9 protein-coding genes are annotated in these 14,992 nt (G+C 67.2%); 1 reads left to right on the top strand and 8 read right to left on the bottom strand.

The genetic code is table 11. The features are described 5' to 3' along the window. Positions 1-56: 56 nt before the first annotated feature. Complete coding sequence (locus tag ACYVDK_RS08220; protein ID WP_460520770.1) at positions 57-1,862, bottom strand: glycoside hydrolase family 35 protein; 1,806 nt, start codon at positions 1,860-1,862, stop codon at positions 57-59. 247 nt (positions 1,863-2,109) lie between these two features. Here ACYVDK_RS08220 and ACYVDK_RS08215 point away from each other — a divergent pair, with 247 nt between their 5' ends. Then, positions 2,110-3,132 carry a LacI family DNA-binding transcriptional regulator gene (locus tag ACYVDK_RS08215; RefSeq protein WP_460520520.1) on the top strand — a complete coding sequence of 341 codons (1,023 nt, stop codon included), beginning with the start codon at positions 2,110-2,112 and terminating at the stop codon, positions 3,130-3,132. A gap of 130 nt (positions 3,133-3,262) precedes the next feature. On the opposite strand, the gene ACYVDK_RS08210 is transcribed toward ACYVDK_RS08215, so the two are convergent. The 7 genes from ACYVDK_RS08210 to ACYVDK_RS08180 all read right to left on the bottom strand — a co-directional run bounded on the left by ACYVDK_RS08210 (position 3,263) and on the right by ACYVDK_RS08180 (position 14,738). Then, complete coding sequence (locus ACYVDK_RS08210; RefSeq protein WP_460520518.1) at positions 3,263-5,980, bottom strand: family 20 glycosylhydrolase; 2,718 nt, start codon at positions 5,978-5,980, stop codon at positions 3,263-3,265. Between the two features lie 404 nt (positions 5,981-6,384). Further along, entirely contained in the window at positions 6,385-8,052 is a 1,668-nt protein-coding gene (locus ACYVDK_RS08205; RefSeq protein ID WP_460520516.1) for a chloride channel protein, read from the bottom strand. Next, the gene (locus ACYVDK_RS08200) at positions 8,049-8,534 is read right to left on the bottom strand and encodes a MarR family winged helix-turn-helix transcriptional regulator (RefSeq protein WP_460520514.1); all 486 of its coding nucleotides are present in this window, start codon (positions 8,532-8,534) and stop codon (positions 8,049-8,051) included. Before ACYVDK_RS08200 ends, ACYVDK_RS08205 begins: the two co-directional genes overlap by 4 nt. 57 nt (positions 8,535-8,591) lie before the next feature. After that, the gene (locus ACYVDK_RS08195; RefSeq protein ID WP_460520513.1) at positions 8,592-9,635 is read right to left on the bottom strand and encodes a tellurite resistance/C4-dicarboxylate transporter family protein; all 1,044 of its coding nucleotides are present in this window, start codon (positions 9,633-9,635) and stop codon (positions 8,592-8,594) included. A gap of 9 nt (positions 9,636-9,644) precedes the next feature. Beyond that, a complete protein-coding gene (locus ACYVDK_RS08190; protein ID WP_460520511.1) occupies positions 9,645-10,688 on the bottom strand; it encodes a tellurite resistance/C4-dicarboxylate transporter family protein in 1,044 nt (347 codons plus the stop codon). 469 nt (positions 10,689-11,157) lie between these two features. After that, positions 11,158-12,972, bottom strand: coding sequence for an ABC transporter ATP-binding protein (locus ACYVDK_RS08185; protein ID WP_460520509.1), 1,815 nt, complete (start codon positions 12,970-12,972; stop codon positions 11,158-11,160). Then, positions 12,972-14,738, bottom strand: coding sequence for an ABC transporter ATP-binding protein (locus ACYVDK_RS08180; RefSeq protein WP_460520768.1), 1,767 nt, complete (start codon positions 14,736-14,738; stop codon positions 12,972-12,974). The genes ACYVDK_RS08185 and ACYVDK_RS08180 overlap by 1 nt, the downstream gene beginning before the upstream one ends. Positions 14,739-14,992: the final 254 nt, after the last annotated feature.

The following is a 14,992-nucleotide window of genomic DNA, read 5'->3' as shown; positions in this document are numbered from 1 at the left end:
TGGATTTTTTCCGTCAACAACCCGGCAGAAATGAGCAGAAATCGACCGCCCGGGCATCAGGAGAACTCCTCGACGTACTCCTCCTCCGGCCCCAGCGACGCAGCGTCGCGCACCTCGATCGCGTCGCCGAATCGCTCGAGTTCGAGCACCGTGATGAGGTTCGTACCCCTGGTGAGAAGAGGAGCCGGCACGTAGAGGGTCTCCTGCGGTCCGATGCTCCAGTAGCGCCCGAGCAGGAAGTCCCCGATCCACGCGAATCCCTTGCCGAATCCGGGAAACGCGAGGAAGGCATCCGCCGGCTCGTCGACCTCCAGCAGCGCGGTGGCGAAGCCGGAGCCCGCGGACGGCGCGGCCGCCTCGCGGGCCGCGGAGAGGCATCCGTCGTTCCACTCGTCGAGGGGAAGGCCGATCGCTTCCCACCCGAGCACGAGGCGGCGGTCGATCTGGACGTGCCCGAGAATGCCTTTGCCCTGCCCGAGCAGAGGCCCATAGTTGATGCGGCCCTGGTTCTCCACCAGCACCTCGACAGACGCCGGCCGCCCGTCGCCGACGATGCGGAATTCGCCCGCGCCGGCGTCGATCGTTCCGATCGCCTCGCCCTCCACGAACACCTGAGCTCTGTCGTGCACACCGGTGAACGACAGCACGTGCTCCCCCTCGGGCACGAGCGGCAGAGCTCGGTAGAGAACGAGCCCCGACGGCTGGTCGAGTTGTTCGAACGACGCCGGTCGCTGCGACCGGAACGGCGCGGCCGATGCCCGAAGGGCGCCGAGAAGGCCGGAACGGGGCGTGAGCGTGAGCGACGAGGCGGGCAGCACGGCAGGGCTGTCGAGCCCGTCGAGCCTGTCGAGGGCGGGAGCGTCCGGCCCTAGCAGCCGCTCCCGCAGGGCGAAGAACTTCGGCGTGAGCGCGCCGTTCTCGGCGATCGCGGCATCGGAGTCGTAGCTGGTCACGGTGGGCTGCAGACGGGAACCGTCGTGATTCGCCCCGGCCCAGAGGCCGAAGTTCGTTCCACCGTGCGCCATGTAGACACTCACCGAGCCGCCGGCGTCGACGATGTCACCGAGCGTCTCGGCTGCACTCCGCGCCGACCGCACGTGGTGTCGCTCACCCCAGTGGTCGAACCAGCCGTTCCAGAACTCGGCCACCATGAACGGCTCACCGCTTCGGCGCGAAGCCAGGAGTTCGCGAGCCTCGGTGGCCCTCGATCCGAGCGTCGCCGTCGCGAGCACTCCGGGAACGCTGCCGGCGTCTTGCATCAGGTCGGTCGGGCCGTCTGCCGTGTACAAGAGCTCGGTGATGCCGCGGGAGGTCAGAGCGTTCAGCATCCAGTCGAGATAACCGGCGTCGTCGGCGTAACTGCCGTACTCGTTCTCCACCTGCACGGCGATGACAGGACCGCCGTTCGAGCGCTGGAGCGCCGCGATTCGCGGAACGACGACGTCGAACCAGGAGCCGACGGCCTCGAGGAATCGCTGATCGGTCGAGCGCAGCTGGATGCCCGGCGACGCCGTCAACCAAGCGGGAAGCCCCCCGTTGTCCCATTCTGCACAGATGTACGGTCCAGGTCGCACGATCACATCGAGGCCCAGGCCGCCCGCAAGGCTGATGAATCGCTCGACATCGCGCCAGCCGTCGAAACAGGGCTGAGCGCTCCGCTTCGGCTGGTGGAAGTTCCATGGAATGTACGTGTCGACGGTGTTCATCCCCAATGCGGCCACGCGCCGGAGCCGATCTTCCCAAAGCTCGGGATGAACGCGGAAGTAGTGAACAGACCCCGAAAGCACTCGATGTGCAACGCCGTGCCGTTCGAGCCGGCCGTTCGCATACGAGAGCAAGGGGGCCGTCCTCGCCGTCTCCATCGTCATGCCGCGATGCCCAGTTGCCACGTCGTCGAATCACGCATGACAACCATCCTGGCATGAATTGATATCCATATCATTTGTGTAACCTGAACGGGTGCCGCCCGGCAACGGAATGGCATCCGTCTCAGACGATGCTCGCCATCTACTATCGGGAACACGGGCGAGCATTCGACGGAAAAGGCCGAACTCGCCGAACGACGCGCACGCGATGTCGCGTCATCCGACTTCGAGAGGAATGCCCACGATGGACGCCACCTCGACACAGCACCGTCCGGGAATGGCCGACGTCGCCCGGCTGGCGGGAGTCTCGGCGCAGACGGTGTCACGCGCTCTCAGCGGGCACCCCAACGTGCGCGACCACACCAAGGCCAAGGTGCTGGCCGCCGTCGAGCAGCTGGGATACCGCAAGAACGACGCGGCGAGAGTGCTCTCCTCGGGGAGGAGCCGCACGCTCGGAATCGTCGTGCTGGAGTCGATGTTCTACTCGCGCTCGGCCGCGACGGTGGGCGTCGAGACGGCGGCCCACCATTCCGGCTATTCGGTGAGTGCGGCAACGGTGTCGTCGCTCGATTCGACGGCGATCGAGGCGGCCATGACGCGGCTGTCCGAGCACAACGTCGAGGGAATAGTGCTCTCGCTGCCGCTTGTTCAGGTCAACCGGGGAATCGAAGAGCTCACCCGCGCCATTCCCACCGTCTGCACGGATGGGTCGCGGACGGTCTCCACGCACGTCGTGTCGGTGGACCAGGCGATGGCGGCCCGCCTGGCCACCGAGCATCTGCTCGAGCTCGGCCATCAGAGCGTCTGGCACGTGAGCGGTCCAGAGAGCTGGATCGAGGTCGGCGGGCGCACGAAAGGCTGGCGCGAGACTCTCGAAGCTGCGGGCCGGTTCGTTCCCCCCGCGCTTCAAGGCGACTGGTCGCCGGCATCCGGATACCAGAACGGACTGATCCTCGGGCGCATCCCCGACGTCACGGCGGTCTTCGTCTCCAGCGACGAGATGGCGTTCGGCGTCATCCGCGCACTCCACGAACTGGGCAAGCGGGTGCCGGAAGACATCTCCGTCGTCGGCGTGGACGACATTCCGCTCGCCGAGTACTGCTCGCCGTCGCTGACGACCGTCGCCCAGCCGTTCGGGCTGATCGGCGACCGCGCCGTGGCACGGTTGATCACGGCGATCGAGAACCCCGAGACTCCTGCGGAGACGGAGCTCATCGAGCCCTCACTCATCGTGCGTTCCAGCACGTCGGCTCCCCGCGCCGCCTGAACATCTCCGCGTTCCGCGCCGATCAGGCGGGATGCCCGCGGTCGCAAAGCGCAGACCCGGGCGACCGGGCGATCGGGCGCGAAGCTACGCGCGGCGACGGCGAAGCCCTACGCGCGGCGACGGCGGAGCGCTACGCCCGGCGACGGCGAAGCGCGGCGGCGCCGAGCAGGCCAGCTCCGACCACGAAGATCGCTCCCGCCGCCCAGAGCAGACCGTCGACGGACGAACCGGTCGAGGCGAGCGCGTTGTGCGACGAGGCGTCCGAGGCGCCCGCGCCGTCGTGCACACCCGTACCCGTACCGGTTCCGCCATCGGTGCCGACACCCGGGTCGGCGGTGCCGTCTCCCCCGGCTCCCGTTCCGCCGTCACCTGGGTCGGTCGCCTTCGGCACCGTCACCGCGACGGTCGCCGTGATCGGGACGCCGGCCGCAGGCGTGACGGTGAGCGTCGCGGTGTGGTCGCCTGGCGCCAGCGTCGCGCTGCTCACGGCGCTGTACGTGGAGTTCAGCGTCATAGCAGCGATGTCGGTGACGGCCGTGCCGCTCAGGGCGACAGGCGAGGCATCCTGACCATCCCACGACACGGACGCCGTCAGCTGGCCGAGCGCCGCGCCCGGTGCGGTGACCGTCCACGCGACCTGAGTGCCGGCAGCGGATGCCGCTGGGGTCACTGCCGCCGTCTTCGCAGCAGGAGCTGCCGATGGTGACGACACCGCGCCGACTGCACCGAGCGCCCAGCCCACGGTCGCCGTCGGGAAGAAGTTCACACCTTGCAGTTGCATCGAGCCGCCCAGCCGACCGACGCGATCCAGGAACTGGGCCGTGTTGCGGTCGGCCTGCTGGCTCCAGCCCACCTCCGCCGTCGCGAGCAGACGCGGGAACGAGTAGAACTCCGCCTGAGAGACCCCGCGGATGAACTCGCCCCAGAACGCCCCTTCGACGCCGAGAACGTGCGATTCGTCCACTCCGGCCAGGAACGTCGCCGGATCCCAGGCGTACGCGTTCTCGAGGGTGCAAGCACCGCCGCAGGCCCAGGTTCCGCCTTGCGGCTGCCGCGCATCCTGCTTCTGGGGATAGTAGGTCTTGGAAGCCGGCGACAGGATGACCTTGGCGTCGTGGTTCTGCACGGCGGTCGCCACCGGGGCGGCGGCACCGTTCCAGAACTGCACGACGGAGCCGGCAGGCAGATCGGTACCCGAGTACTCGTTCCAGCCGATGACGGTCTTGCCGGTCGCCGCGACGTCCTGGCTGGCAGCGTCGACCATCTTCGTGTAGTCGACGCTCGACGTCGTGTCCGCTTCGTCGCCGCCGATGTGCACATACGGTCCAGGGGTCATCGCGGCCAGCTGGGTGAGAACCTGCTTCACGAACTCGTACGTCGCAGGATTGTTCGCGCCCAGGCTCGAGTACCCGACGTCGGGACTGCCGTTGGCCGGCGCCGTGCTCGATCCGGCGGCCGGTGCAGGCGCCGAGCCTCCGCCGTTCAGCTGCGGGATCGCGTGCAATGCAGCATTGCTGTGAGAGGGGCTGTCGATCTCCGGCACGATCGTGACACCGTTGTCCGCGGCGAAGTCGACGATCTTCTTGTAGTCGGCCTGCGTGTAGAAGCCGGTGTGTCCGAGCTCGGTGCCCAACTGCCGGCCCTGGTCGTTCGTGGTCATCGCCGTCGCGCCGCTCACGCTCGTCAGCAGCGAGTAGTCGATGCCGGACGGGTTGTCGGCCGGCGTGTTCATCGCGATGCGCCAGCCCTGGTCATCCGTGAGGTGCAGGTGCACCGCGTCGATCTTGAAACGCGCCGCCTCCGCGATCAGCTTCTCGACCTCGTCGACCGTGTAGAAGCTGCGTGCGGTGTCGATCATGAGGCCGCGATAGGCGAATCGCGGGTAGTCGCTGATCGAGACCGCGGGGATCGTCCACTGCGCGTTCACCGTGTGGTCCGAGTCGATCCACTCGGGGGCGAGCTGGCGCAGCGTCTGCACGGCGTCGAGCGCTCCGTGTGCGGTATCGGCGCCGATGCGCACCGAATCGGAGGTGACATTCAGGGTGTAGCCCTCATCCGTATGCCCCGCCGGTGCCTCGCCGTCGGCGATCACGAACCGGATCGGATGCCCGGTGGTCGCCTTCGCCACCACAGGCAAGGCGTATCCGCTCGAACGACGCAGCTCCGCGGCCAGTTGGTTCGCCGGCGCCACCGCACTCCCCGACGCCTCGAGCTGGGTGTCGGACGAGATCGTGAAGGAGCCGGCGCCCTCCGTCACCGACACGGGCTCGGGCACGAGTGCGAGCTGCTTCGGGGCAGGTGCCGCGTAGATCTCGAACTCGCTGATCGAGTATCCGTAGGTCGACCAGCGCTTCTGGCCCTGCATGCGCACGTACGAGACGGGGTCGGTGATGCCGAGTTGGATGGTGTCGACTCGCGGGCAGGTCGATTGATCGGTCAGGGTCTTCCGGTCCGTCCAGGTGCTGCCGTCCGTGGAGGTCTGGATGATGTACGACCGCGCACAGGCGTTCGGCCAGTTGATCACGATGTGGTCGACGGGCGAGGGAGCGGCGAGCTTGACCTGGAACCACGCGTCGTCCTGGTACCCGGACGAGAAGCGCGTCGAGCTGTTGCCGTCTATCGCCATCGACGGGGCGAAGTCCGGACGGTTCAACTCGACCGATGAGGCGCTCGCGGTGCCGGTCAACGCAAGGTTCTGCGGTGATGTCTGACTGGCGGCCGCATGAGCGACGGCCGGCGCTGCGTTCGCGACGGCAAGCGGCGCGACTGCTGTCATGGCGGAGACGATGACGGCCAGAAGAACGCGCCGTGCGGCGCGCCGTGCGGCCGATGTCGGTGGCAAGGTCATGAGCACGCTTTCGTCGTCGAAGCCGGTGGCCCGGTGAGGAGTGCCACGCCATCAGAGCGCTTCTTCGCAGAACTGCTATCGCTAACAGCAATGCGGTAATCGCCGGCTGACACTGAACACCGTCTGTCGGGGATGCTAGACGTGCCGCAGAAACACGTCAACACCGAACGGACCCCGTTTCGGCAGCATGATGGAACGCGACTCGTGCGCCGAGATTGTGTTATCGATGCCACGGTGCTATGGTGCTGACGACGCTGCTGCACACGGCATCCCGCACCCTTCGAGCTCCGCGCAGGCGGTAGGGCGCGACCGCGTTCTAGGTCCAGCGCACGCGCGGCGAAAGCGCGGGCGACACCGTTCTCACGTATGCCGCCCGCGCCGGCCTGCTTGCCGGCACTCGGCGGTCACACTCGCGCAGGATCGCCCGACTGCGAAGACGTGCGGAACCCGAGGGTGCGGGCCCTGTGGTGCTCCTCCGTGAGATCGTGCAGGCACGGCTGCAGCAGATCCACGATGCCGACTCGCCCGATGACGTTGTTGTCGCCATCGATGACGTCGGCCTCAGTGCATCCGTTCTCGGCGAACAGGTAGGCAAGGGCCCGCACCGTCAGCCGCTCGCTCACGGTGAATCGGTCTTCGTCTCCGTCGCCCGAGCCGACGCCGACCGGATGCATGACGTCTCTGACGAAGAAGGTCTCAAGGGGATCGGTGGAGTACTCCCGCGTGAGGTGGAGCCCGCGCCGGGCGATCTTCTCCGTGAGAACGGAACGCTTCAGCACGAGCACCGACAGGGCGTACGCGGCGGTCGCCGAAAGCAGCAACGCCGGCAGTGCGTTCCACGCATGAGTGAGTTCAAGCGTGAACACGGTACCTGTGAGGGGGGAGCGCATCACCCCGCCGAGCACCGCGGCGAGGCCGCACATGGCCCAGAACCCGGGTATGACTTGCGGGAGCACGGTCCCCTCGAGCGCACCGAGCGCACCACCGACCATGAACATGGGCGCCAGCACCCCGCCCGAGGTTCCCGACCCGAGCGAGAGCGACCAGATCAGCGTCTTGACGATCAGGATGCCGAGAATCAGGGACATCGTCGCCTTGCCGGTCAACAGCTGATCGATGACGTCGTATCCGACGCCCAACGCCTGCGGCTCGATGAGGCCGCCGGCCCCGATGATGAGGCCGCCGATCGCCGGCCACCACATCCAGTGGATGGGAAGCCGGGTGAAGCCGTCCTCCGCCTTGTAGACGAGCCAGGTCGCACCGACGGCGAGAAGACCGCCGGTCAGGCCGACCGCGGCTGCGATCACGCACACCAGCGGAGACAGGTGCAGATGTGACGCGTCGACCGGAAAGACCGGTCCGGTGCCGAGCAGAACACCGCGCACCATCGTCGCCACCGCAACCGCTGCCACGACCGGCACGAAGCTGCGCGGTCTCCATTCGAACAAGAGCAGTTCAACGGCCAGGAGCACCGATGCCAGCGGAGAGTTGAAGGTGGCGGCCATTCCCGCCGCGGCGCCCGCGACCAGCAACGTCTTGCGTTCGTCGGCCGTGAGCTTCAGCAGTTGCGCGAGAAGCGAACCGAGCGCTCCGCCGGTCATGATGATCGGGCCCTCAGCGCCGAACGGTCCACCCGTACCGATGCTCACCGCTGCAGAGATCGGCTTGAGCACTGTCACCTTCGGCGAGACCCGGCTGTCCCCGGTCAGGATCGCCTCGATGGCCTCCGGCATGCCGTGCCCGCGGATCTTCTCCGAACCGTACCGAGCCATGAGTCCGACGATGAGCCCGCCGAGCACGGGGGCGAACAGGATGATCCACCACGGCGCGTGCGCCGCACTCGGGGCGACGAGCGCGGTGTCGACACGCCCGAAGAACACGAGGTTCGTGACCAGCCCGATGAGCCGGAGGAGCACGAACGCGGCCAGCCCGGCCAGTGCGCCGACGGGAACGGCAAGAGCGGTGATGACGAGCATCCGGCGATCGACGGCGAAGTCGCCGAGGACGAGCCCCCGGACATGCGGGATCTTCGAGGCGCCGCGAGTGCTGCGCCCCCGACTGTCTTCTCTCACAGCGGCAACCACCCGAGATGAGAGTGTTCCGGCCGGCCGGCCGCTGCACGGTGAAAGGCCGAAAGGGCACGGGCCGTCACGGCCCGGTCGGCAGGGTCGACCGCGTGCAGGATTCGGGCCAGCTCCACGTGCCGCCACGACAAGACCTCGTGCACCGTCTCGATTCCCAGCGGACTGAGGGCCAAGGCGACGATCGAACGCTTCTCGGGGTCGCGCTCCCTCGTGACGTGGCCGGATGCGACGAGCCGGTCGGCCATGCGCGTCACCGATGAGGGCGAGACGGCGAGCTCGCGAGCCAGCTTCGTCGACGGCGTGATGCCGAGGTCGTCGAGCACCAGCATGAGCCGGAACTGCGGCAACGAGACACCGGGCGCGACCACCTCGACGCTGCGCACGGCGACGTCGATGAGGTCTCGCGTGGCCACTTGGAACGCGGAGATCTCGTCATCGGACGGCGCGCGCCCCAGCGATGGATCATTCATTTGCACTAGGCAAGTATTGCAGAGAGCAAGCTAACTATCCCAATCGAGGCCGAGGCGTCACGCGGGCCAGAGCCGGCGGACCACGTGCACGAGCATCGACACGGCGACGATGGCCCAGACACCGAACGCCACCCAGATGCTGACCTCTCCGATGCCGCCGAGAGTGGGCAGCCTGTCAGCCTTGCCGAGATACATGCTCGCGACGGCATACATGCTCATCGGAAAGACCATGCCCCACAGCGCGGACTCGTAGCGCACCGGAACCCGATGCACGACATGCCGCCACCAGCCGATGCCCACCAGAGCGGGAATCAGCCAGGTGGCGAACGACCACAGCACGACGGCGGCGCCGGCCACGAAGCCGCGGGAGGCGTCGATCATCGGCATGTCGGTCATCTCCACGAGTTTCGACGCCGCAAGCACGGTGATCGCCGCAGCGCCCATCGCCACCCAGTAGTCGGGACCGATCTCGGCGGCCGCGATGCCCTGCGTCAGCATGCGTACGACCATGACCACTCCGATCACGCCGTAGAGCACAACGCCGATCGACCATGAAAGCACGGCGATGATCGCCAGCAGCTCGGCCGATCGCGCCGCGAGCGGTTCGATCGAGGCCGCGACCAGCGCGACCGATTGGCTCGCAACCGGCCAGATGAACCACGTTCCGTTCACATCGCGAAGTGCGTCGAGGTGCCAGGGATGCGACAGCACGACCCCGCCGGGAATCGCGTACTCGAGCACGAGCCATGCCGAGAACGCGATGACCAGCAACACGCACGGCAGCCCGAACCCCAGCATCGGGATGAACCTCGCTGCGATCACGTCGGTTGCCGCCACGAACGTGAAGAACGCGAACCCGGTTCGCACCCTTGTGAAGTCCGCGACGATCTCGTGACGGTAGGCGATCAAGCGCCAGACCGTGAACACCACGAGCACCACATATGCGGCGACGGCGATCCACAGCAATGTCAGCGAGCGTGCCGGCGACCCGACCTGTGCGATGCCGACCGACACCGTGCCGGTGGCCATCACCAGGGCGAAGTACGTCGGCGACAGCGTGCGTATCGCGTCGCTCAACCCGTGGCGTTGTGCCTCCAGCACATCCTCAGCCTAGGCGCGCGCGAACCTGCGGATCGTGTGCACCGCCATGGACGCGGCCACCACGACCCAGGCAGCGAGGGCGATCCAGATGACGAACGATCCGACGAGGTCGATGATCGGCAGTCGATCGACCGTGCCCAGGTTCATGCTCGCCACGGAATACATGCCAAGTGGAAAGACGATGCTCCAGAGCGCCGCCTCGTAGCACAGCGGGACCCTGTGCACGACGTGCCGCCACCAGCCGGCCGCGATCAGGGCGATGACGAGCCAGCTTGCGAACGACCAGAACACGACCCCCACCCCGGAGACGAGCCCGCGAGCGACCCCGACGATCGGCAGGTCCACCTGCTGGATTCGGGAACCGGCGAGCACGGTGATGGCGGCGGCCCCCATCGTGATCCAGTACGGCGGCCCGAGTTCGGCCGGCGTGATGCCGCGGGTCAGCACCCTGATCACGACGGCCACGCCGACCGTGCCGTAGATGACCACGCCGATCGACCACGACACCACGGCGACCAGGGCGAGGACCTCCCCCGCAAGAGACCCGACCATGGGCTGCAGACTGGATGCCAGCACCGCGAGCGATTGACTGGCCACCGCCCAGACGAACCAGGTGCCGTTGACCCCGCTCAAGGTGCTGGAATCTCCCGGTCTCGACGTCACGATGCCCCAGGGAACCCCGAAGCCCATCACGAGCCACGCCGCGAACGAGACGCCGAGCATCACCAGCGGCAACGCGTATCCGATGTCGGAGCTCAGCCGCGTGGCGAGCACATCCGTGCCCGCCACGAACGTGAAGAAGGCGAATCCCACCGCGGGCGACGTGACGTCGGCGATGAACTCCCGGCGGTACACGAAGAAGCGGCAGATCATCAAGCCGATGAGCACCGCATAGCCGACGATCGCGAGCCACAGCAGAACGGTCGACACGGCCGCGAGGCCGACGCGCGACATGCCGACCGAGATGATGCCGGTGGCCATCACAAAGGCGAAGTACCCCGGCGCCAGCGTGCGTACGATGTCGCCGAGTCGGCTTCCCAGCGTGCCGGCCACGGGCCCAGGGTAACCGTATGCTGGCGCAGATCGGGTAGCCGCACAGGGGCGAGGCTGCTTTTCAGCCCCGCGGTTGCGCTTCAGCCCCGCGGTTGCGCTTCAGCCCCGCGGGTTGCGCTTCAGCCCCGCGGGTTGCGCTTCAGCCCCGCGGGTTGCGCTTCAGCCCCGCGGGTTGAGCTTGTCGAAACCCCTACGCGGCGTCGGGTTTCGACAAGCTCAACCCGCGGGAGCGGGGCAGCCCGCGGGAGCGGGGCAGCCCGCGGGAGCGGGGCAACCCGCAGGAGCAGGGTCACCCGCGGCAGCAGGGCAACCCGCGGGAGCAGGGTCCCCCGCGGCAGCAGGGTCCCCCGCGGCAGCAGGGCACCCGCGGCAGCAGGGTCACCCACGGGAGCAAGGCCCCCCGCGGGAGCAAGGCCCCCCGCGGGAGCGGGGTCACCCGCGGCAGCAGGGCCACCCTCGGGAGGGAGGCCTACACCAGTGAGTCGCGCCAGGCGGCGTGCAGCTGGGCGAAGCGACCGGTGCCTGCGATGAGGTCGGCGGGTGAGCCGTCTTCGACGACCCGACCGTGCTCCATCACCAGCACCCGATCAGCGATCGCCACCGTAGAGAGCCGGTGCGCGATGATCAGAGCGGTGCGGTCCTTCAGCAGCGTCTGCAGGGCATCCTGAACCAGGCGCTCGCTCGGGATGTCGAGCGAGCTCGTCGCCTCGTCGAGGATGAGCACCGCCGGGTTCGCGAGGAACGCGCGCGCGAACGAGATCAGCTGCCGCTGGCCCGCAGAGACGCGCCCACCGCGTTTGTTCACGTCGGTGTCGTACCCGTCGGGCAACCCCTGGATGAACTCGGCCGCACCAACGGCCTCCGCCGCCGCACGGATCTCGTCGGAGCCGGCATCCGGCTTGCCCAGCGCGATGTTGTCGGCCACAGTTCCGGAGAACAGGTACGCCTCCTGGGTGACCATGACGATCGCGCGGTGCAGGTCTTTCGGGTGCAGATCGCGTAGGTCGACGCCGTCGAGTGCGACCGATCCCTCGGTGGGGTCGTAGAACCGGGCGATCAGCTTCGCCAGCGTCGACTTGCCGGCGCCCGTCGAACCCACGAGCGCGATCGTCTGCCCGGCGGGCACGTCGAGGGTGAACTCCGGAAGGATGACGCGATCCTTCTTATAGGCGAATGTCACGTCGTCGAACGTCACGCGCCCCTTCGCCTCCCAGAGGTCGACCGGGTGCTTCGGGTCCGGAACGCTCGGTTCCTCCTCCAGCACGCCCGAGATCTTCTCGAGCGCGGCCGCAGCCGACTGGTAGGAGTTGTAGAACATGGCCATCTCCTCCATCGGGTCGAAGAATCGACGGGTGTAGAGCAGCACGGCCAGCAGGATGCCGATGGGCAGGGCTCCCGTCGCCACGCGGAATCCGCCGACCAGCAGAACCACGGCGACGGTGATGTTGCCGATCATCACGAGACCCGGATCGAAGATTCCGAACAGCTGGATGGTCTTGGCGTTCACGTCGCGGTAGTCCTCGACGAGGGCGCCGAACTCCTTCTCGTTGCGCTTCTCCTTGCGGAACGCCTTGACGGCGCGGATGCCCGTCATGGTCTCCACGAAGTGCACGATGAGCTTCGCGGATGCCACACGCGAGTGACGGAACAGCACCTGCGACCGCTTCTGGAACCACCGCGTCAGGAAGTACAGCGGCACCAGCGAGCAGAACAGGATGACGCCGGACACCCAGTCGTTCACGAACATGAACACGGCGATGAAGCCGGAGTACAGCACGCCCTGCACGAGCTGGTTGATGCCGGAGTCCAGGAGCTCGCGGATGGAGTCCAGATCGCTCGTCTGCCGCGAGATGATGCGTCCTGACGTGTACGACTCGTGGAACTCCAGGCTCAGCCGCTGCGTGTGCAGGAACACCCGCTTGCGCAGGTCGAGCAGAATCGCCTGGCTGATGCGCGCAGACATGACCGTGTACCACGAGACGGTCACGGCACCCAGCACTCCAGTGACCAGGTAGGCCGCACCGGTGAGGGCGATCGGCCACCAGTTCTGCGTCTTCAGTGCAGAGATTCCCTGGTCGATGCCGATGCCGATCAAGGTCGGGCCGATCACCTGGGCGAGCGTGGAGACCACGACAACCACGAGGGCGAACGCGACCCTGCCGCGCAATGGACGCAGCAAGGATCCCAGCAGTCTCAGGGAACGCCGCCGGATCTGGCGCGACTCCTCCTTGGAGAAGTCGTTGCGTTCCTCGCCCTCGACTCCGAGAACAGTTGCCGTGCTCATCAGAGGTTCACCTCCTCGAGGATCTCGTGTTCTTCGTCGTCTTCGAGACTCGAGATGACGAATCGGTAATGCTCGTTGGTCGTCAGCAGGTCGTGGTGCGTGCCGACGGCGGTGATGCGGCCGCCTTCGAGCAGGGCGACGCGGTCGGCCAGCATCACGGTGGACGGCCGGTGCGCGACGATGAGCGCCGTCGTGGACGCGAGCACGCGCCTCAGCGCCGCCTCCACGAGAGCCTCGGTGTCGACATCCAGAGCCGAAAGCGGGTCGTCGAGCACGAGCACCTCCGGGTTCGCGGCCACCGCGCGAGCCAGCGCCAGGCGCTGCCTCTGGCCGCCTGAAAGGCTCAGCCCCTCTTCACCCACCTTCGTGTCGACCCCGTCGGGGAGGTCGTACGCGAAACCCGCCTGGGCCACCTCGAGCGCTTCGGTGAGCACGGCATCCGCCCGCCTCTGCGTCTCCGCATAGTGCGGATCAGCATCTTCGCCAGCCAGATCGGCACGGCCGAGCAGCACGTTGTCGCGCACGGAGGCGGAGAACAGTGTGGCATCCTCGAACGCCATGGCGATGTGGGTGCGCAGCTCGTTCCTGGTCAGCGCCCGGATGTCAACGCCATCGAGCGTGATCGACCCGCCCGTCACGTCGTACAAGCGCGTAGTCAGCGCGGTGAGCGTCGACTTGCCGCTTCCGGTCAGACCGACCAGGGCCATGGTCTCCCCCGGCTCCAGCTCGAGGTCGATGCCGTCGAGCAAATCGGGGTAGCCGGTCGGCGTGTCGGCGTAGCGGAAGTGCGCGTCGTGGAACGCGAGGCGACCCTGCGGGTTCGTCACGGCCCGTGGAGCTTGCGGGTCGTCGATGTCGTTCGGCGTGTTCATCACGTCGAAGAATCGGTCGGCTGCCGTACGGGTGTCGAACGTCATCGACAGCAGGAATCCGATCGACTCGATCGGGAATCGCAGCACGGTCGCTGTGGCGAAGAAGGCGAGCAGCTGGCCTGCCGTCAGCGAGTTCGTCGAGACCTGCCAGACGCCGACGACGAGGCACACCGCGAACGCGACATCCGGAACCAGCAGCAGCCACAGCCAGATGCCGGCGATGGCCTTCGCCTTCGCGATCTCGGTGCCGCGCAGGTCTTCCGCTTGCTTCTCGAAGTTGCGCAGCGCGTGCCGACCCCGACCGAACGCCTTGAGCACGCGGATGCCGTGCACCGACTCCTCGACGGCCGTCGCGAGGTCGCCTGCCTGATCCTGGCTGCGTCGTGCTATGACCGAATAGCGGCTCTCGAACACGTAGCCGTAGATCCACAGCGGAATCGAGCAGACCATGAAGATGACCGCGAGCAACCAGTTCCAGGTGATCAGCACGACGAAGCCGATGACGATGGTGAGGATGTTCACGAACAGCAGCACGAAGCCGAAGCTCAGCCAGCGGCGGATGAGGTTCAGATCGCTGACGGCGCGGCTGAGCAGCTGGCCGGACGGCCAGCCGTCGTGGAAGCTCACCGGCAGATCCTGCAGCTTGGCGTAGAACGCGTTGCGAAGATCGGCCTCCACCTTCGTGCCCGGCGTGAGCACGAACCAGCGGCGCAGCGAGATGAGCACCGCTTCTGCCGCGCCCAGCACCAGCACGAGCACCGCGGACGGCACGACCTCGGACGGGTCGCCGTCTTTCATCGGCCCGTCGACGAGCGCCTGCAGCACTATGGGGATCAGCAGCGCCACGACGGACGCGCCGATCGCCGCCACCATGCCCAGGTAGATGCGCGACATGGCCGGCTTCGCATACGGGTAGATGCGTGCGAGCGAGCGGAACGTGTTCAGCCGCTTGCCGTCTTTCGACGCATGCTCCGGCGGGCGCACCTCCTGCTGCGGCTCGTGCTCCGGCTCTCGCTCCGGAGGATGCAGCAGGGGTGTCTGGTTCTGTGCCTCAGAGGCAGACATGGTTCACCATTTCGTGTGGAAGGTGTGTGTTGTGCTCTTTTCATGGATGTCTTGTGAGGCATCCATGAGCGGGAATCGTGAGT

The organism is Humibacter antri (assembly GCF_054777235.1).
This window is presented reverse-complemented; position numbering and strand designations above follow the sequence as displayed.

Coding starts and splice junctions, on each gene's coding strand:
- ACYVDK_RS08220 (WP_460520770.1), bottom strand. CDS start 1,862: ATGGAGACGGCGAGGACGGCCCCCTTGCTCTCGTATGCGAACGGCCGG.
- ACYVDK_RS08215 (WP_460520520.1), top strand. CDS start 2,110: ATGGACGCCACCTCGACACAGCACCGTCCGGGAATGGCCGACGTCGCC.
- ACYVDK_RS08210 (WP_460520518.1), bottom strand. CDS start 5,980: ATGACCTTGCCACCGACATCGGCCGCACGGCGCGCCGCACGGCGCGTT.
- ACYVDK_RS08200 (WP_460520514.1), bottom strand. CDS start 8,534: ATGAATGATCCATCGCTGGGGCGCGCGCCGTCCGATGACGAGATCTCC.
- ACYVDK_RS08185 (WP_460520509.1), bottom strand. CDS start 12,972: ATGAGCACGGCAACTGTTCTCGGAGTCGAGGGCGAGGAACGCAACGAC.
- ACYVDK_RS08180 (WP_460520768.1), bottom strand. CDS start 14,738: ATGTCGCGCATCTACCTGGGCATGGTGGCGGCGATCGGCGCGTCCGTC.